This window comes from Achromobacter spanius (genome assembly GCF_029637605.1).
Lineage (GTDB): Bacteria > Pseudomonadota > Gammaproteobacteria > Burkholderiales > Burkholderiaceae_B > Achromobacter > Achromobacter spanius_E.
In genome coordinates, this window is record NZ_CP121261.1 from 245,630 (window position 1) to 263,061 (window position 17,432).

The following is a 17,432-nucleotide window of genomic DNA, read 5'->3' on the forward strand; positions in this document are numbered from 1 at the left end:
CGTCAAGCGTCGTTGCGCGGAACGATCTTGCCGCTGGGGTGCCAATAGACGGCGCCGTCGCGTTCGGACACGGTCAACACGGTCAGCCGGCCGTTCTTGCAGGGGCCGCCCACGCAGAGGCCCGTGTCGGGCTGGTACGTGGCGCCATGGCGCGCACACATGATCAGGTCGCCGGCTCGCGTGAAGAAACTGCCTTCCCAATCGAGCTCGACGCCGACGTGGGCGCAGCGGTTCAGGTAGCCGTGCACGCGGTCTTGGTAGCGCACGAAGAACGCGGTGGTCTGGCCCGCGCCATCGGACACGGGCACTTTCACGCCCAGGCCGCCGTTGACCAGGTCGGTGGAGGCACAGACGTGGACACCTGGGGCGTCGGGAATCGCAGAGACGTCAGGGGCGGAAGAATCCTGCATGGCGGGCCTTTGAAGAAAAGGGTGCGATCTTCGGATAGCGGACAGGGCTTGTCAATCGGCCGGGGCGCTGTGGGCGCTGTCTTGCTGGCGCGCCCACATGCCGGCGTACACGCCGCGTTGGGCCAGCAATTGTGGATGGCGCCCGCGTTCGATGATGCGACCTTCCGACAGCACGATGATCTCGTCGGCATCCGCCACGGTCGACAGCCGGTGCGCGATGATCAGCGTGCTGCGGCCTACGCTGACTTCGCGCAGGTTGGCCTGGATCTCGCGTTCGGTATGGGTGTCCAGCGCACTGGTGGCCTCGTCGAATAAAAAGATGACGGGGTTCTTCAAGATGGTGCGGGCGATGGCCACGCGCTGCTTTTCTCCGCCCGACAACTTCAGGCCGCGCTCGCCCACCATTGTCTGGTAGCCGTCGGGCATGGTCATGATCAGCTCGTGGATGTGGGCCAGGCGCGCGGCGGCTTCGATCTCGGCATCGGTGGCGCCGGGGCGGCCGTAGCCAATGTTGTAGTGGATCGTGTCGTTGAACAGCACCGTGTCTTGCGGCACCACGCCAATGGCCGCCCGCAGGCTGGCCTGGGTGACGCTGCGCACGTCTTGTCCGTCAACAAGAATGGCGCCGCTGTCAGCGTCATAAAAGCGGAACAGCAGGCGGGCGATGGTGGATTTGCCGGCGCCCGAGGTGCCCACCACGGCTACGGTCTTGCCGGCGGGGATACTGAAGCTGACGCCTTTCAAGATGGGCCGGCGCGCGTCGTAGCCAAAGTACACGTCGCGGAATTCGACCTGGCCGCCCGCCAGGTGCAAGGGCTGGGCGTCGGGGCGGTCGGCCACTTCGCGGTCCTGGCCCAGCAGTTCGAACATGCGTTCCATGTCGATGATGGCCTGCTTGATTTCGCGGTAGATGAAGCCGAAGAAACTCAGCGGCTGGTAAAGCTGCAGCAGATACGTGTTGACCAGCACGAAGTCACCCAGCGTGTATCGGCCTTCGGCAATGCCGGTGGCGGCCATCCACATCACCAGTGTCAGGCCGACGGAGATGATGGCGGCCTGGCCCACGTTCAGGATGGACAGGCTGACCTGGCTGCGCACGGCCGCGCGTTCGTAGCGGGTCAGCGAGGCGTCGTAGCGGCGCGCCTCGTGTTCTTCATTGCCGAAGTATTTGACCGTCTCGTAGTTCAGCAGGCTTTCGATGGCCTTGGTGTTGGCTTCGGAATCGGTTTCGTTCATCAGGCGCCGGAACTTGGCGCGCCATTCCGTTACCGCAAGCGTATAGGCCATGTACAGGATGACCGTGGCGCCGGTGGCCACGGCCAGCCAGATGTCGAACATCTTCCACAGCACAATACAGACCAGCCCGATCTCGAAGAACGTCGGCAGGATGTTGAATAGCAGGAATGACAGCAGCGTCTGGATGCCCTTGGTGCCGCGTTCGATGGCGCGGGTCAGCCCGCCGGTCTGGCGCGACAGATGAAAGCGCAGCGCCAAGGCATGAAGGTGCCGGAAGATTTGCAGGCCGACCTCGCGGATGGCGTGCTGGCCCACGCGGGCAAAGATGGCGTCGCGCAGTTCCGAGAACAGCAGCGACAGCACGCGCGCGGTGCCGTACGCCAGGATCAGGCCCAGTGGTACCGTCACCGCGCCGGGCGCGCCCTTGCCCAGTGCGTCGATGGCTTGCTTGTAGATCAGGGGTACGTAGACCGTCGCTGCCTTGGCGGCGAACAGGCACAGCAGCGCCGCCACGACGCGCACCTTCAGCCCGGTTTTTCCCGGCGGCCAAAGGTAGGGGAACAGGGTGCGCAAGGTGGAAAAGCCGCCGCGGTTCTTGGGTGGCGTGTCAGGGGAATTCATGGTTGGGCGAGGGGGGCGCGTAGGCGGGAGGGGCGGTGCGAAAGGCGGCGTGGAAGGCCGTGTGAAGGGCATTATCCGGCACGGGCGCTATTATTTGGTGATAACCCCTGGTGTTTCCGGACCATTGCCAGGGGATGTTGGTCTGGAATTACGGCGCGGGCGCAGCTCGGCAAGCCCGTTTTCTTTCATCTCTTCAATCCGGGGTTGGCCGGGCTGGGCCCTGGATTGCGCGACCTGGCGCGTATTCGCCGTGCGAGCGTCGCGGTGCAAGTTTCGGAGGGTCTTATGGCGAAGGTACCCGCAGTGAAATTGAACGACGGCAACAGCATCCCGCAGTTGGGCCTGGGTGTGTGGCAGGTGCCCGACGATCAGGCGGCTTCCGCGGTCAAGGAAGCGCTGGCGGCCGGCTACCGGTCGGTGGACACTGCTGCCATCTACGGCAACGAAGCCGGCGTGGGCTCGGGCCTGCGCGCGGCGGGCGTGGCGCGCAAGGATCTGTTCATCACCACCAAGCTGTGGAACGACAAGCACGGCTACGACGACGCCCACAAGGCCATGGACGAAAGCCTGGAGAAGCTGGGCCTGGCGTATGTGGACCTGTACCTGATCCACTGGCCCGTGGCGGGCAGCACGAAGTTCCTGGACGCCTGGCGCGCCATGGTCGAGATGAAGGAAGATGGCCGCGCGCGTTCGATCGGCGTGTCCAACTTCACGCAGGCCAACCTGGAGCAACTGATCGAGGCGTCGAAAGTGGCGCCGGCGGTGAATCAGATAGAACTGCATCCGGGGTTCGCGCAGCGTGAGCTGCGGGCGTTCCATGCCAGGCACGGTATTGCGACCGAGTCCTGGAGCCCCTTGGCGCAAGGCGGGGTCACCAAGGAAAAGGTCATCGTGGACCTGGCTGAAAAACACAATAAATCGGCCGCCCAGATCACGCTGCGCTGGCACTTGCAGAGTGGGCTGATCGTGATTCCGAAGTCGGTCACGCCGGCTCGCATCCGCGAGAACATCGACGTCTTCGATTTTGAATTGTCGGCTGACGAGATGGCTGCCATTGACGCCATCAAGGACGGCGCGCGCCTGGGTCCGGACCCGGAGAAGTTCGGCAGCTAAGCCGGCCAAGTACAAAGTCAAATACGAGGCCAAATACGAGGCCAAATACGAGGCCAGGGGTGGGGCAGCGGGGCCCCATGACCCCCACGGCCCGGCCCGCGCGCTAGTGCTTCAGCGGGAAGACCCAGTAGCGCAGGATGACCACCAGCAGGATGGTCAGCGTGATCCACGAGGCCCAGTGCCAGGCGCCCGTGCCCAACAGGGCGGCCAGCAGGCCGAACACGCTTAAGACGCCCAGCAAGGTGGGCGCGCCCCATACGAACATGAAGCCCCGGCCGCCACGGCCTTTGGAATGTCGCTTGCTCATGCCGGCGTCCTTTGCGGCGCGGCGGCGGCTTGGTGCTTTTTCACGAGTTCATTGATGCGCGCTTCCGTGGCGCGGCGCCGCGCGATCCAAAGATAAAGACCGCTGACCAGGACCACGATGGTGATCAGGTCCAGCAGCGCCCAGATGATCTTCAAGGGCAGGCCGGCGTAATCACCGAAGTGCAACGGCCGCGAGACTTCAAGCGCGGTCAGGTACCACGGCATTTTGGCCACGGTGGTGAGTTCGCCGGTTTTGCCGTCCACCAACACGGGGGTGTTCAGCTTGGAGGTCAGCGGGGTGTCGCCGCGCATCCAGGCGATGTAGTGGTGCGGGCTGCCGAAGGCGTTGCCGGGGAAGGCGATGAACGACACTTCGTTGCCGGGCAGGGCTTTCTTTGCGGTGTCGGCCGCAAGTTGCGCCGAGGCCAACTGGGTGGGCACGGTCTGGCCCTTGTAAGGTTCAAGAATGCGGACCAGTTCGGTGGACTGCCACAGGCGGAACAGGGGCGTCGACAATTCATTGATGACGCCCGTGAACCCCACCACAAAGGCCCACACCAGCGTCACGATGCCCAGCAGATTGTGCAGGTCCAGCCATTTCAGGCGCGTGGAGCGCGCCGCGCGCACAGTGCCGAATTCCAGCTTCTTCATGAACGGGCCGTACAGCACCACGCCCGATACGATGGCCACACAGAACAGCAGGCCCATGAATCCCAGGAACAGTTCGCCGGGCAAGCCCGCGAACAGGTCCACGTGCAGGGCCAGCATGATGCCCATGAAAGAGAACTTGTCTTCGGTATAAAGCGGGCCGTCCAGCAGCACCTCGCCCGTGCGGCCGTCCATGCGCACGGCGTGGCCGGAGGCCTGGCCGTCGCCCGGGGTCTTGGCCATGCCGACGTACACCTGGGGTTCATCGGGGTCGAAGAACAAATAGTCGACGACCTCGCCCGGGTACATCGTCAGGGCGCTGGCAACCAGCTTGTCCAGGTTGGCGGGCGGCGTATCGGCCGGCACGTTGGACAGGGGCTTGCCATCATCCAGCCAGTGTTCGATCTCGTGATGGAACACCAGCGGCAAGCCGGTGAGGCAGATGATGAGCAGGAAGATGGTGCAGACCAGGCTGGTCCATTTATGGATCCAGTACCAGGTTTTGATGGTGGACGCGGCTGTCATGGCGGCGGGAGGGCTGCGGCGCGCGCGGCCCCCTTTAAGGTATTTGTGAGGAAGTACGGAACATTATCACGAACAATAGCGATTCTCGTAACGGATTATTTGACCGCGCTGGTGGCGTGGGCGCAAGGCTCGCGTAATCTAAAGCGGGTTAAAAAGACAGGTCGGGGTTTACCGGGCGCGAGCCGCCGCGGTGTGTTTCAAGGGACGGTTCATGTCCCCCTCAACCGGTTGTCGAGAATCATCATGGAGCAGCGTTTTGTGAAAGTCCCGCGTAACGAGCTTGGCCGCGATTTTGCGGTGGGCGACGTGCACGGGCATTTTTCACGCTTACAGGAAAGCTTGGACAGGCTGGGTTTCGACCCCGCCCGCGACCGGCTGTTCTCGGTGGGCGACCTGGTCGACCGTGGGCCGGAATGCGAGGCGGTGCTGGAGTGGCTGGCGCGACCGTGGTTCTACGCGGTGCAGGGCAACCATGAGGACTACGCGATCCGCCATGTGCGCACGGGGCAGGTGGACGTGGCGAACTGGCGCGGCTATGGCGGCGGCTGGTTCCTGGACCTGCCCACGGAGCGGCAGGAGGTGTTTGCCGAGGCGTTCGCGCAATTGCCCATCGCGATCGAAGTCGAAACGTCCGAGGGCGCGGTCGGCTTGTTGCATGCGGATTGCCCGGTGCTGTTCTGGCCGCGACTGGAGTTCGCGTTGCAGGATCGCTACAAGCGCACCAGCGCGGCCTGCCAATGGTCGCGCGAGCGGCTGCGGCAGATGAACCGGACGGGTATTCAGGGCGTGCGGGCGGTGGTGGCCGGGCATACGCCGGTGGCCTCGCCCTTGGCCTTGGGCAATGTCTATCACATCGATACGGAAGGATGGCGTGCGGGCTACTTCACGTTCCTGGACCTGGAGTCGCTGTCGGCATGGCCGTGCGAGGTGGTGACGGAGCTGGTGGTCGAAGCATAGGGCTGCTGGTGGCCTGAAACGAAGACGGGCGCCGCAGTGGCGCCCGTTGGCATTTCAAGACCCGAGGATCAGAGCGGCCGCGCGACCACGGCGCTGGATGGCGTGATTGCGCTGGCGCTGGCCGCGGCGCCGTCGGCGCCATTGATCGGCGCGGCGACGGGTATGCCCGCAGCCGGTACGCCTGAAGCCGGTACGCCCGCTGCCGGTATGCCCGCAGCCGGAGCCCCCGCCGTCGGTATCGCCGGCAGTGCATTGCCGGCGCTGGGCAGCGGGATGGGCTGCAGCGGCGCCTGGATGGGGCTGTTCAGACTGGGCGGTGGCACGTTCGCGCCGGGGGCCGGCAGCGGCTTCACCGAGGTGTCCACGCCATCGGTGCTGAGGTTGTTGTTCAGGAAGTCGGTCAGTTCATCCCCGGAAGACAGGTCCAGCGACGCCACGGCCTGGCCAGGCGGGAACTCCGAGAAATAGTATTCGCCGTTGTCCACCAGCAGACCGTCCGGGCGCGGCGCCTGCTTGACCTCGGGCACTCCCTTCAACACCGGCTGCATGTAGTCCAGCCAGGTGGACAGCGCCAGACCGCTGCCGAACTCGTTGGTGCCCAGGGACTTGGGCTGGTCAAAACCCATCCAGACCGTCGTGGCCAGGTCAGGCGTGAAGCCCGAGAACCAGACGTCCACCGCGTCGTTGGTGGTGCCCGTCTTGCCGCCTACGTCGTTGCGCTTGAGCACCTGATGCGCGCGCGCGCCGGTGCCGCTGGTGGCGACACCGCGCAGGATGTCGTCCATGATCCAGGCGGTACGCGGATCGATGGCGCGCGCGGCTTCGTCGCCCGCCTTGACCGGTTGTGCCTGCATCAGCACCTTGCCCGAGCGGTCGGTGACGTGGTCCACCAGATACGGGGTGACGCGGTAGCCGCCGTTGGCAAACACGCCATAGCCGTTGACGACCTGCAGCGGCGTGGCACCGCCCGCGCCCAGTGCCAGCGGCAGCACGGCCGGCCAGCGCGACTTGTCGAAGCCGAAGCGGGTCAGGTAGTCCTGCGCGTACTGCGGCGAGATGGCCTGCAGGATGCGGATCGACACCATGTTCTTGGACCGGTACAGCCCCTGACGCAACGTCAGCATGGGTTCGTACTTGTTGCCGTCGTTCTTGGGCTGCCAGTCCTTCGAGCCGGTCTGGGCGGCAGTCAGCATGAAAGGCTGGTCGGAAATCTGCGTGGCGGGCGTGAAACCGCGTTCCAGCGCCGCGGCGTAGACGAAGGGCTTGATGTTGGAGCCAGGCTGGCGCCAGGCCTGCGTCACGCGGTTGAAGCTGCCCCGGTGGTAGTCGAAGCCGCCGATCATGGCGCGGATGGCGCCATCCTGCGGCGCCATGGACACCAGCGCCGCCTGCAGCGTCGGCATGTTGATGATTTCCCAGCCGTCGCCGTCCTTGCCGCCCGTCTTGTGGAGGTAGACGACCGAGCCCCGCCGGATGCGCTGGCTGTCGCTGGCCTTGGGGTTCAGGGCGCGCGCCACCACGGCCAGCGCCTTCTTGTCTGAAATGGTGATGATGTCGCGCGCGCTGCGGGCGACCTTGACCTCGGTGGGGCTGGCCGACAGCACCACCGCCGTCAGCAGGTCGTCGCTGTCGGGTGTGGAGTCCTGCACGCCGTCCAGGATATCGTCCAGCGCCTGCGGATCGCTTTCAACGTCATCGGGCAGGTCGATCTGGTCTTCCGGGCCGGGGTAGACAGCGCGGCGTGTGTAGTCCAGCACGCCATCGCGTACAGCGCGGTAAGCGGCCTCCTGGGCCTTGGAATCGATGGTTGTGTAGACGTCGATGCCCTTGGAATAGGTGTCTTCCTGGAACACGCCATACATCAGCTGGCGCGCCAGTTCCGACGGGTAATCACCATGCACGGCGAAGCCGCGCGCGCTGGTGCCGTCGGCGCCACGGATGGTCAGTTGCTGTTGCAAGGCCTGGTCGGCCTGCTCAGGCGTCAGGTAACCCAGTGTTTTCATGCGACCCAGCACATAGTGCTGGCGAATTTCGGCGCGCGGGAAGTTGGTGATGGGGTTGAAGCGCGACGGGGCCTTGGGAATGCCGGCCAGCATGGCGGCTTCGGCCGGCGTCACTTCCGACAGCGGCTTGCCGAAATAGGTACGCGACGCGGCGGCGAAGCCGTAGGCGCGATGCCCCAGGTAGATCTGGTTCATGTAGAGCTCAAGGATCTGGTCCTTGGTGAGCTCGTTTTCGATCTTGAACGTCAGCAGCAGTTCGTAGAACTTGCGCGAATAGGTCTTTTCCGACGACAGGTAGAAGTTGCGCGCCACCTGCATCGTGATGGTGCTGCCCCCCTGCGACTTCGACCCCTTGACCACGTTCGTCAGCACCGCGCGCGCCACGCCCATCCAGTCCACACCGCCGTGGCTGTAGAAGCGGTCATCTTCGGCCGCCAGCACCGCCTGGCGCATGACGGGGGGGATCTCGTCAAAACGCAGCACGTTGCGGTGTTCTTCGCCGTATTCGCCGATCAGTACCTTGTCGGCTGTGTAGATGCGCAGCGGCACCCGTGGCCGGTAGTCGGTCATGGCGTGCAGGTCGGGCAGGGCGGGCCAGACCAGCGCCAGCGCCAGTCCAAGCGCAAGCGCGCCGCAGGCGCCGACGCAGGCTGCGACGATGCCCGTTTTGACCAGGATGCGTTTCCAGGGAAGGCCCGATTTGCCGCCCGGGGTGGCGGAGGATTGCTGGGGGGTGCTCATTGCAGGCGATTCTAGGACAGAACGCTATAGACCGGCCACGGCGCAATAAGGTTTCGGTAACCAAACTTGCCGAAGCAGGGCGGGGGCGCATGCCAGGTAAATTGAGGGACGTGGTCCAGGATACGCGGGACGGGGCTTTCGCGCGGGGCCAATGGGAAATGCGCTGTGAAATGTATTGCGCGCTGTGACAAACGGCAAGACCGGTTGCATGCGAGTGTGCGCATTCGGCCACTGATTCAGCTTCCGTTCAGTCATGTCGCGTTGCGTTGGTATCGCTGCGGCGGCGCGCCCAGGGCGCGGTGAAACATGGCGCTGAAGGCGCTGGGGCTGCGGTAGCCCAGATCGGCGGCGATGCGCGCCACCGGTTCCCCCTGTGACAGACGGCACATGGCGTCCGCCAAGCGAACCTGCTGCACCCATTGCCGGTAGTTCAGGCCCAGTTCGGCCTGGAACAGCCGGATCAAGGTGCGCGCGCTGGCGCCGACCTCGCTGCCCCAGGCTTCGATACCGCGTTGCAGGCCGGGTTGGGCCAGAATGGCCGTGCAGATGGTCTGCAAGCGGCGGTCGCGCGGCCAGGGGATCTGGACGGGCACCACGCGGGCGGCGCTCAGTTCGGTCAGGATCAGCGCGGCAATCTGCTCGCTGCGGCCGCCCAGCGGGTAGTCGATGGGTTCGGCGGTCAGCGCCAGGATCAGTGCGCGCAGCAGGGCGCTGACTTCAATCACCTGGCACTGCGGCCAGTACTCTGCCGCGGCATCGGCCTGGATATAGAGCGATCGCATGGCCACGGCGCCCACCATGTCCACGCCATGCGGCACCCCCGCCGGCACCCACAGCGCGCGCAAGGGCGGCAGCGCCCAGAAGCCACTGGGCGTGGTGACGCGCATGACGCCTTCGGCCGCATAGATCAATTGCGCGCGGGGGTGGCTGTGCGCGCCGGTTTGCGCGCCCGCCCGGAATTCCTTGGCCATCGCGGTGACCACGCGGGGGCGGTCCTGGTAGTCCTGCGCATTCACGCTGCGGGCGGGGTCGGGCGGCGGCAGGCGGGCGGGCATGGTGTCACTTCCGACGAAAGTATGAGGGCGCGATCAAACGCGCGGCCCCGCTATTTTGTCACTTGGCCGACGAAAATTGGCAGATCGTATCGGTGGCGCGTTTCTACACTGTGCGCTGGTCCCTCGACGGTTGGCCGGGGCACCACGTCCGTTCCCCCTGCCACCCCACGGCTTTCACCTAACCACTTCCGCCCCATGACTTTCGCCCAGAACCCCGTCGCCGGTATTTCCGACGCCAACGTGTCCGCGCCCACCGCCGCACCCGCTCCGGCAGCCCCGTCGACCGCTTTCAAGGTGCTGGGCGCGATCAGCGTGGCGCATCTGATGAACGACATGATCCAGTCGATCCTGTTGGCCATCTATCCCATGCTGAAGGATTCGTTCAGCCTGTCGTTTGCCCAGATCGGGCTGATCACCTTGGTGTATCAATTGGCGGCCTCGTTGCTGCAGCCCTTCATCGGCCTTTATACGGACCGCCATCCCAAGCCGTATTCCTTGCCGGTGGGGATGGGGTTTACCTTGCTGGGTCTGTTGCTGCTGTCGGTGGCGCCGTCGTTCGGCTGGCTGCTGGTGGCGGCGGTGCTGGTGGGCACGGGCTCGTCGGTGTTCCATCCCGAGTCTTCACGGGTGGCGCGGATGGCCTCGGGCGGGCGGCATGGCCTGGCGCAGTCGCTGTTCCAGGTGGGCGGCAATGTGGGGTCGGCGCTGGGGCCGCTGTTGGCGGCCTTGTTCATCATTCCGCATGGGCAGCGCAGCGTGGCCTGGTTTTCCCTGGCGGCCCTGTTCGGCATCGTGGTGCTGACGGGCATCGGCCGTTGGTATAGCGCGAATCGCGTCATTCTCAAACCCCGCGCGCGCCGCGATGGGGCGGAAAACGGCTTGTCGCGCAATCAGGTCATGGGTGCGTTGGCGGTGCTGGGCGTGCTGGTGTTTTCCAAGTACTTCTATCTGGCCAGCCTGAACAGCTATTTCACTTTTTATTTGATCGACAAATTCGGCCTGTCGGTGCGCGAGGCGCAGTTGTACCTGTTCCTGTTCCTGGCCGCGGTGGCGGTGGGCACGGTGGTGGGCGGCCCCGTGGGCGACCGCATCGGCCGCAAGATCGTGATCTGGGTGTCGATTCTGGGCGTGGCGCCGTTTACCCTGCTGTTGCCGTACGCCAACCTGTTCTGGACGGGCGCGTTGGTGGTGATTATCGGCATGGTCCTGGCGTCGGCGTTTTCCGCCATCGTGGTGTATGCGCAGGAGCTGGTGCCGGGCAAGGTGGGCATGATCGCCGGGCTGTTCTTCGGCTTTGCGTTCGGCATGGGCGGGGTGGGCGCCGCCGCGCTGGGCAAGCTGGCTGACGCCACCAGCATCGGCTATGTGTACCAGGTGTGCGCGTACCTGCCGTTGCTGGGGGTGGTGGCGATCTTGCTGCCGAATGTGGAAAAGGCGCGAGTGGAAAAGGCGCGAGTGGAAAAGACGCGAGTGGAAAAAGCACACCACTAAAGCATGGGATCCTCGCTCACGCACTAGCTCTTTTGGACGACTATGAAGGGCGGCCCACAATAATTAATCTAGGGCCTGGCCCGTCGTCCTTTCCGATGGCGGACGCGGTAGAAGTTTTAACTGTCAAATACTGCAAAGGGTGAGCCAGGCGCCGCTGGCTTGGCGTATTCTCCGTGCATACCGCGCAATCGTCTTGGCGCGGGCGGTAAAGGTTCTGGACAAGTCGCGCCCTCGCTACGACGCATCGTCGTCTTGCGGGGATTTTGGCCTTTTGTCCATCTGGTAACAAAAAGCATCAAGCATGCTGACATGTAACGCGTGTCCCCGTACGAACCCAGTGCAAACAGCAGGTCAGAAGCGACGGCCCTAGCTCCCAAGGCGGGCCCGGCAAAAACCATGACGACTTCCTTATTTTTCCTGATGTGGGGGCTGGCTACGGCCCTGGCTTTACCGTTGCTGCTGCCGTTCCAGGCGCGCAGCGTGAACGGTGTGCGCGCGTTTATTGCCGCGAATGCCCTGGCTGTGCTGTCCCTGCTGTCGTTTGCGGCCGCCCAATTGGTACCGCCGGGTGTTTACATCATTGTGTCCAACGCGGCGTGGGTGTGTGCCGTCAGCTTGGTCTACGTGGGCGTGCGCCAGTTTTTTTCCCTGCGTCCGCATATCGTGCGCACGGTGGGAATCAGTGCGATGTGCGTGCTGGCGTTCGCGGTGCTGCTTTATGGCACGGACGATCTGGCTGGCCGCATGCTGCTGTTTTCCGGCTTCACCTGTGGCAGCGCCTTGATGACCGGGCGGGTGATCTACCAGCAGCGCACGCAGATCCGCACACGCGGGGTGGTGCTTTATTTGATGCTGGCGATTCTGGGCGTAGCCGCGCTGCATGGATTGCGGGTGCTGGTTTATGGCCTGGGCTGGGCCGAGCCGGTATCGTTGGCGGAGCCATCCCCCTGGGGGCTGTTCTTCATCGTGTGCGGTTCCGTCACCGTGCCTGCATTGTTCCTGGCGCTGCTGCTGCTGGTGCAGACCCGCTTGTCCGAGCAGATGCAGGCGGCCTTGACCTTTGACGGCCTGACGCAGGTCCATTCCCGCCGCAGCATCCTGGACGAACTTGAGCGCGAGCTGCAACGCTGCGCGCGCGCGGGCTGCCCATTGGCCGTGCTGGTGCTGGACATCGATCATTTCAAGTCCATCAATGACCGCTATGGCCATGCAGCCGGCGACACGGCGCTGCGCCACTTTGCCAAGGTGGCGCAGAACGCCGTACGCGCCACCGACCGTGTCGGCAGATTGGGTGGCGAAGAATTCGTGTTGCTGATGGTGGACTGCGACCCCGCGCGCGCACTGGTGCACGCGCAGCGCGTGTGCGATGCACTGCGCGACACGCCGCTATACCTGCAAGGGGTGGAAGTGCCCATGACCGCCAGCGGCGGCCTGGCGTCCTATCAGTCAGGCGATAGCGCCGACGTCATCCTGGCGCGCGCCGACGTGGCGCTGTATCGCGCCAAGGAACAAGGGCGGGACCGTGTGGAAATGGCGTTTGGGGGCCGCGCCCCAGGCCGCATGCACGTGAGCAGCCTGGTCGGGATGGCGCCAGCGGCGAATGGGCCGCTGGTTACCCAGGAAGGCGCTGGACGTTAAGGCTTGAGGTGCTGCGTCAGGAACTTTTCCATGGCTTCGTAGAACTCGAACTTGTTCTCGTCGTTGTGGAAACCGTGGCCTTCGTTGTCCTTGACCATGTATTCCACTTCAACGCCGCGCGCCCTTAGCGCGGCCACCATCTGGTCGCTTTCATCTTTGTTGACACGCGGGTCCTTGGCGCCCTGTGCCACGAACAGCGGCGTTTTGATCTTGTCCGCGTGCAGCGCGGGCGAGGTCGCGGCCAGCCGATCCTTGTCGCGTTCGGGGTGGCCGACCATGTCCTGCATCTTGTCCAGCATGGGCTTCCAGTACGGCGGAATCGACTTCATGAACGTGAACAGGTTCGACACGCCCACGTAGTCCACGGCCGCGGCGTACAGGTCGGGCGTGAAGGCCACGCCCGCCAGCGTGGCGTAGCCGCCGTAGCTGGCGCCGTAGATGCCGATGCGCTTGGGGTCGGCGATGCCTTGCTGCACCAACCATTGCACACCGTCGGTGATGTCGTCCTGCATCTTCAGGCCCCATTGCCCGAAGCTGGCTTCCCAGAAGGCGCGGCCATAACCGGTCGAGCCACGGAAGTTCATTTGCAGCACGCAGAAGCCGCGGTTGGCAAGGAACTGCGTTTCGGGGTTGTAGCCCCAGCCGTCGCGCGCCCAGGGGCCGCCATGCGGGTTGACGACGCAAGGCAGGTTCTTGGGGTCGCGGCCGGCGGGCAGCGTCAGGTAGCCATGGATGGTCAGCCCGTCGCGGCTTTGGTAGCTGATGGGCCGCACGTGCGACATGTCGCTTTCCGGAATGGCCGGGTTGATGTCGGCCAGCTTGGTCAGCGTGTCGGTGGTGGCGTCGTACAGATAGCGCGAGCCCGGCGTGCGGTCGTTGTAGGCGGCGACGATGAACACGTTTTCGTCGCGGTTGGAACCTTGCAGCGCGATGTCGTAGCCCTTGAGTTTTTCAGTCAGCGTCTTGAACAGGGCTTCGGACTGCGCGTCGAAAAACTTGAATTGCGGCTTGTCGGTCTGGTAGGCCGCCAGCGTCAGCACGCGGCGCTTGCGCGAGTAGCCCGCGCCGTCCAGATCCACGGTGTCGGGGGTGAAGATTTCTTCTTCAGCGTCGGGTTGCGCCGGGTCGATGACCACCAGCGACAGCTTGTCGCGCCCACGGTTGCTGAGCGCGTAGATCTTCTTGTCGTCGAACGTGAAGAAGGACGGGCTGACGTTGGTGCGGTAGTCGGTGGTGATCAGCGGGCGGAATTCCGAGGCTTCGTCGTCGCGGTAGAGCAGGGTGGTGTTCAGCCCGTCGCTGGTGACGGCGGCGCGCACCTTGCCCGCGTGGTCGGTCTGCCAGCCAACGATGTTGCCCGGGTTCTGCGCCACTAGCACGGCCGCGCCGGTGTGGACGTTGACGCGGTAGACGTCAAAGACCTCGGGGTTGCGCTGGTTGTGGCTGATCAGGACGTGATCAGGATCGTCTTCCAGATCGTCTTCGATGCTGGCGCGCGCGCCGTCATACGGCGTCAGGTCGGTGATCTTGCCGGTCTTGGCGTTGACGGCCAGCACGTGGTAGTTCTCGTCGCCGCCAAAGTCCTTTTGATAGAGCACCACGTCGGCGCCCTTCCAGAAGTAGTTGGAGATGTCGCGCGCGGTTTCGCTGGTGAGGCGGCGGGGTTCGCCCACCAGCTTGCTGCCTTGCAGCGCTTGCACATAAATGTTCATGCGGGCCGGCTGGCCGTCCACGCTGGTGGGCTGCATGAAGGCCAGCGTGCGGCCGTCGTCGGCCAGGCGGAAGAAGCCGCGTTCCGGATTACGGAAAAAGTCCTTGAGAGGATAGGCGCGGGGCGGCGGCTGGGTGGCGCAGGCGCCCAGCGTGGTGCCGACGATGCCGGCCATGCTGGCGGCCAGGACAGTGCGCGTCATGAATGAAAACAAGGCAAGACCTCCGCGTTTTGGATGCGATCGATAATGCCATAGTCGCGCGGACGGTGTCGAACCGGCCCCACTTATGCCGCTGTGCCGTTTGCGGGATAATCGCGGCAATTCATCTGGAGAATTACATGGTCAGGAATCTGGTCGCGGTATCGGCGATGGTATTGGGCCTGGCGGGTTGCTCGTTGGGCATCTCGTCGGACAGCGCGTCGCCGCACAGCGAATTCAAGGCGCCGGTCGCGTTCAAGGACGCCTACGCCTCGGTGATCCGGCAGTCGAACAACTGCCTGCGCAGCACCGACAACGCCTATCGCGTGGTGACCGATCTGAACGAGGCGGCGCAGTCGGGTGTGGTGCGCGTGTTGGCGCCGTATAGCGACAACGTCATGTCGCGGGTCGACCTGAAGGCCGCCGGCCCGAAGAGCACGGACGTGCGCATTGTGATGTGGGGCAAGGGCACTTGGGACGCGGCGGCAATGCGCGCGATGCAAGACGCCATCTACTACAGCATCACGTCGTGCAGCAGCTATATGCCGCTGGACCCGCGCACCCCCGTCAAGCCCTCGCGCGACCTGCCGGACTAAGCCCCGGCGCCGAGCGCGGGGCTGGTCGGGGGTTGGTCAGAGACCCGTCAGTCGCCGCCCGGGCGGCGGCGCACGATCTTGAAGGTGGCCGTGGCGCGCGCCACCAGTTCGCCATCGGCGCGCCGAATATCGCCTTCACAGAAGGCGATGGACCCGCCCCGGCGCAGGCAGCGCGCTTCAATGACCAGGTCGCCCGTGCCGGGGGACAGGAACGTGGTGTTCATGTCGATGGTGGCCATGCCTTCGGTGGCGTCGGCCGACCCGCGCGCCGCCGCGCTAAGCGTGAAGTCCAGCACGCTCATGAGCGTGCCGCCATGCACGTCGCCACGGCTGTTGGTCAGGTCCTGGCGCCAGGGCAGCGTGGTGCGGGCGAATCCCGGCGCGATGCTTTCGGGCACCAGGCCAATGAAGTGCATGAAGGGGATGGTCAGGCCGAAATAGTCAGTGGATGCGGTTGCGGTCATGGAAGAAGGGCGGGATGGGTAGGCAGTGGGTAAGCGATTCAGCCGGTCATAATATATTTTTTTGCAGTGTCCGCCAGCGCCCGCCAGCACGGCGTGGCGGCGGCCACCAGGTCTTCATCGGAATGTCTGAACCCTTGCGCAAGATCGTGCACGTGGATATGGATGCGTTTTACGCGTCCGTCGAGCAGCGCGACAACCCCGAGCTGCGTGGCAAGCCCGTCGTCGTGGCGTGGACGGGGCCGCGCTCGGTCGTGTGCGCAGCGTCTTACGAGGCGCGGCGCTTCGGCATCCATTCAGCCATGTCCGCCATCCGCGCCGAACGCCTTTGCCCGCACGCCATCTATGTGCCGCCGGACTTCAACCGGTACCGCGACGTGTCGCGCCAGATCCGGCAGATCTTCGCCCGCCATACCGATTTGATCGAACCGCTGTCGCTGGACGAGGCCTATCTGGATGTGACCCAGAACAAATACGGGTTGCCGTCCGCGACCGAGGTGGCGCAGGTCATCCGCCAGCAGATCAAGGAAGAAACGGGCCTGACCGCGTCGGCCGGCATTGCGCCCAACAAGTTCCTGGCCAAGATCGCGTCAGACTGGAACAAGCCCGACGGCCAGTTCGTCATTCGGCCCACCAAGGTGCTGGAATTCTTGCAGCCCTTGCCGGTGCGCAAGGTGCCCGGGGTGGGCAAGGTGACGCAGGCGCGCCTGGAGCAACTGGGCATCCAGACCGTGGGCGACCTGGCCACGCACAGCGTGGAAGAGCTGTCACATTATTTCGGCCGCTACGGCAGGCGCTTGTACGAGCTGGCGCGCGGCATCGACGAACGTCAGGTTCAGACCGACCAGCCCTTGCAGCAGGTGTCGGCGGAAACCACGTTTTCGGAAGATATCCGCCTGGACGCACTGGGCGACGCCATCGACCGCATGGCGGACAAGGTCTGGGATCAGGCCTTGAAGAAGGGCGCGCTGGGGCGCACGGTGGTGCTCAAGCTGAAGACTGACCGGTTTCGCATCCTGACGCGCAGCCAGACCAGCTTGAGCCCGCCCGGTTCGGCGGCCGAACTGGCCTCGGTGGCCAGGCTGCTGTGCGAGCGCGTGGAGCTGCCGCCGGAAACGCTGTACCGGCTGGCAGGGGTGGGGATGAGCAATTTTGCCGACCCCGCCGAACAGGCGCGCCAGCCGGATCTGTTTGGCGGCGCGTTCTGAACGGTGGCCCGGATCAGGCCAGGCGCGCCTTGACCTGCTGCGACAGCGCCGTCATGTCGGCGCGGCCAGCCAGCGCCTGCTTCAACAGCGCCATGACCTTGCCCATGGCGGGCGCGCCGGTCACGCCTTGCGCGGCCACTTCGGCCAGGGCGGCGTCGATGGCGGCGGCCACTTCTTCAGGCGTGGCGGCTTGCGGCAAGAATTCTTGCAGCACCAGCAGTTCGGCCTTTTCCTGTTCCGCAGTTTCGGTGCGGCCGGCCTGTTCAAACGCGGCGATGGACTCGCGGCGCTGCTTGACCTGCTTTTCGATGATGGCGGTGATTTCGGCGTCGTTCAGCTCGCGGCGTTCGTCCACTTCTTTCTGTTTGACGGCAGCCAACAGGAAACGCAGCGTGGTCAGGCGTTCCGAGGCCTTGGCGCGCATGGCGTCCTTGACGGCATCAGAGAGGCGGGTCTTGAGCGTAGCAGTGCTCATAAGTGAACCTTTTGGGTGGTGTTGCGGCAATCCGCAAG

Annotated in this window: 15 protein-coding genes; 6 read left to right on the forward strand and 9 right to left on the reverse strand. The window is 64.7% G+C overall.

Features of this window, described 5'->3' with window-relative positions; genetic code table 11:
• Window positions 1-2 precede the first annotated feature (2 nt).
• Both P8T11_RS01130 and P8T11_RS01135 read right to left on the reverse strand, forming a co-directional pair.
• Window positions 3-410 carry a Rieske (2Fe-2S) protein gene (locus P8T11_RS01130; RefSeq protein WP_268078720.1) on the reverse strand — a complete coding sequence of 136 codons (408 nt, stop codon included), beginning with the start codon at window positions 408-410 and terminating at the stop codon, window positions 3-5.
• A 51-nt stretch (window positions 411-461) separates the two neighbouring features.
• Entirely contained in the window at window positions 462-2,267 is a 1,806-nt protein-coding gene (locus P8T11_RS01135; RefSeq protein WP_268078719.1) for an ABCB family ABC transporter ATP-binding protein/permease, read from the reverse strand.
• Between the two features lie 285 nt (window positions 2,268-2,552).
• Between P8T11_RS01135 and P8T11_RS01140 the strand changes: the two genes are divergently transcribed.
• Window positions 2,553-3,380 (forward strand): aldo/keto reductase, encoded by an 828-nt coding sequence (locus P8T11_RS01140; protein WP_268078718.1) that lies wholly within the window; start codon window positions 2,553-2,555, stop codon window positions 3,378-3,380.
• 103 nt (window positions 3,381-3,483) lie between these two features.
• Here the strand turns inward: P8T11_RS01140 and P8T11_RS01145 are convergent, their stop codons facing one another.
• Both P8T11_RS01145 and P8T11_RS01150 read right to left on the reverse strand, forming a co-directional pair.
• Window positions 3,484-3,687: a hypothetical protein gene (locus P8T11_RS01145; protein ID WP_268078717.1), complete on the reverse strand. Its 204-nt coding sequence runs from the start codon at window positions 3,685-3,687 to the stop codon at window positions 3,484-3,486.
• Window positions 3,684-4,859 carry a PepSY-associated TM helix domain-containing protein gene (locus P8T11_RS01150; protein WP_268078716.1) on the reverse strand — a complete coding sequence of 392 codons (1,176 nt, stop codon included), beginning with the start codon at window positions 4,857-4,859 and terminating at the stop codon, window positions 3,684-3,686. Before P8T11_RS01150 ends, P8T11_RS01145 begins: the two co-directional genes overlap by 4 nt.
• 243 nt (window positions 4,860-5,102) lie before the next feature.
• Here P8T11_RS01150 and P8T11_RS01155 point away from each other — a divergent pair, with 243 nt between their 5' ends.
• Window positions 5,103-5,816 (forward strand): metallophosphoesterase, encoded by a 714-nt coding sequence (locus P8T11_RS01155; protein ID WP_268078715.1) that lies wholly within the window; start codon window positions 5,103-5,105, stop codon window positions 5,814-5,816.
• A 68-nt stretch (window positions 5,817-5,884) separates the two neighbouring features.
• On the opposite strand, the gene P8T11_RS01160 is transcribed toward P8T11_RS01155, so the two are convergent.
• Window positions 5,885-8,560: a penicillin-binding protein 1A gene (locus tag P8T11_RS01160; RefSeq protein ID WP_268078714.1), complete on the reverse strand. Its 2,676-nt coding sequence runs from the start codon at window positions 8,558-8,560 to the stop codon at window positions 5,885-5,887.
• A gap of 251 nt (window positions 8,561-8,811) precedes the next feature.
• On the reverse strand, window positions 8,812-9,615 hold the full coding sequence (locus P8T11_RS01165; protein WP_268078713.1) for an AraC family transcriptional regulator: 804 nt from the start codon (window positions 9,613-9,615) through the stop codon (window positions 8,812-8,814).
• A gap of 195 nt (window positions 9,616-9,810) precedes the next feature.
• Here P8T11_RS01165 and P8T11_RS01170 point away from each other — a divergent pair, with 195 nt between their 5' ends.
• Window positions 9,811-11,106 (forward strand): MFS transporter, encoded by a 1,296-nt coding sequence (locus tag P8T11_RS01170; protein ID WP_268078712.1) that lies wholly within the window; start codon window positions 9,811-9,813, stop codon window positions 11,104-11,106.
• A gap of 396 nt (window positions 11,107-11,502) precedes the next feature.
• The gene (locus P8T11_RS01175) at window positions 11,503-12,744 is read left to right on the forward strand and encodes a GGDEF domain-containing protein (RefSeq protein ID WP_268078711.1); all 1,242 of its coding nucleotides are present in this window, start codon (window positions 11,503-11,505) and stop codon (window positions 12,742-12,744) included.
• On the opposite strand, the gene P8T11_RS01180 is transcribed toward P8T11_RS01175, so the two are convergent.
• Window positions 12,741-14,657 carry a S9 family peptidase gene (locus P8T11_RS01180; RefSeq protein ID WP_418910254.1) on the reverse strand — a complete coding sequence of 639 codons (1,917 nt, stop codon included), beginning with the start codon at window positions 14,655-14,657 and terminating at the stop codon, window positions 12,741-12,743. The genes P8T11_RS01175 and P8T11_RS01180 overlap by 4 nt on opposite strands.
• 137 nt (window positions 14,658-14,794) lie before the next feature.
• On the opposite strand from P8T11_RS01180, the gene P8T11_RS01185 reads away from it, so the two are divergent.
• Entirely contained in the window at window positions 14,795-15,250 is a 456-nt protein-coding gene (locus P8T11_RS01185) for a BPTD_2524 family lipoprotein (protein WP_268078709.1), read from the forward strand.
• 47 nt (window positions 15,251-15,297) lie between these two features.
• On the opposite strand, the gene P8T11_RS01190 is transcribed toward P8T11_RS01185, so the two are convergent.
• Window positions 15,298-15,714: a PaaI family thioesterase gene (locus P8T11_RS01190; RefSeq protein WP_050450078.1), complete on the reverse strand. Its 417-nt coding sequence runs from the start codon at window positions 15,712-15,714 to the stop codon at window positions 15,298-15,300.
• Window positions 15,715-15,836: 122 nt separating this feature from the next.
• On the opposite strand from P8T11_RS01190, the gene dinB reads away from it, so the two are divergent.
• Window positions 15,837-16,919 carry a DNA polymerase IV gene (gene dinB, locus P8T11_RS01195; RefSeq protein WP_268078708.1) on the forward strand — a complete coding sequence of 361 codons (1,083 nt, stop codon included), beginning with the start codon at window positions 15,837-15,839 and terminating at the stop codon, window positions 16,917-16,919.
• A 13-nt stretch (window positions 16,920-16,932) separates the two neighbouring features.
• On the opposite strand, the gene P8T11_RS01200 is transcribed toward dinB, so the two are convergent.
• Window positions 16,933-17,394, reverse strand: a complete 462-nt coding sequence (locus P8T11_RS01200) for a GatB/YqeY domain-containing protein (RefSeq protein WP_050450076.1) — start codon at window positions 17,392-17,394, stop codon at window positions 16,933-16,935.
• Between the last annotated feature and the right edge of the window lie 38 nt (window positions 17,395-17,432).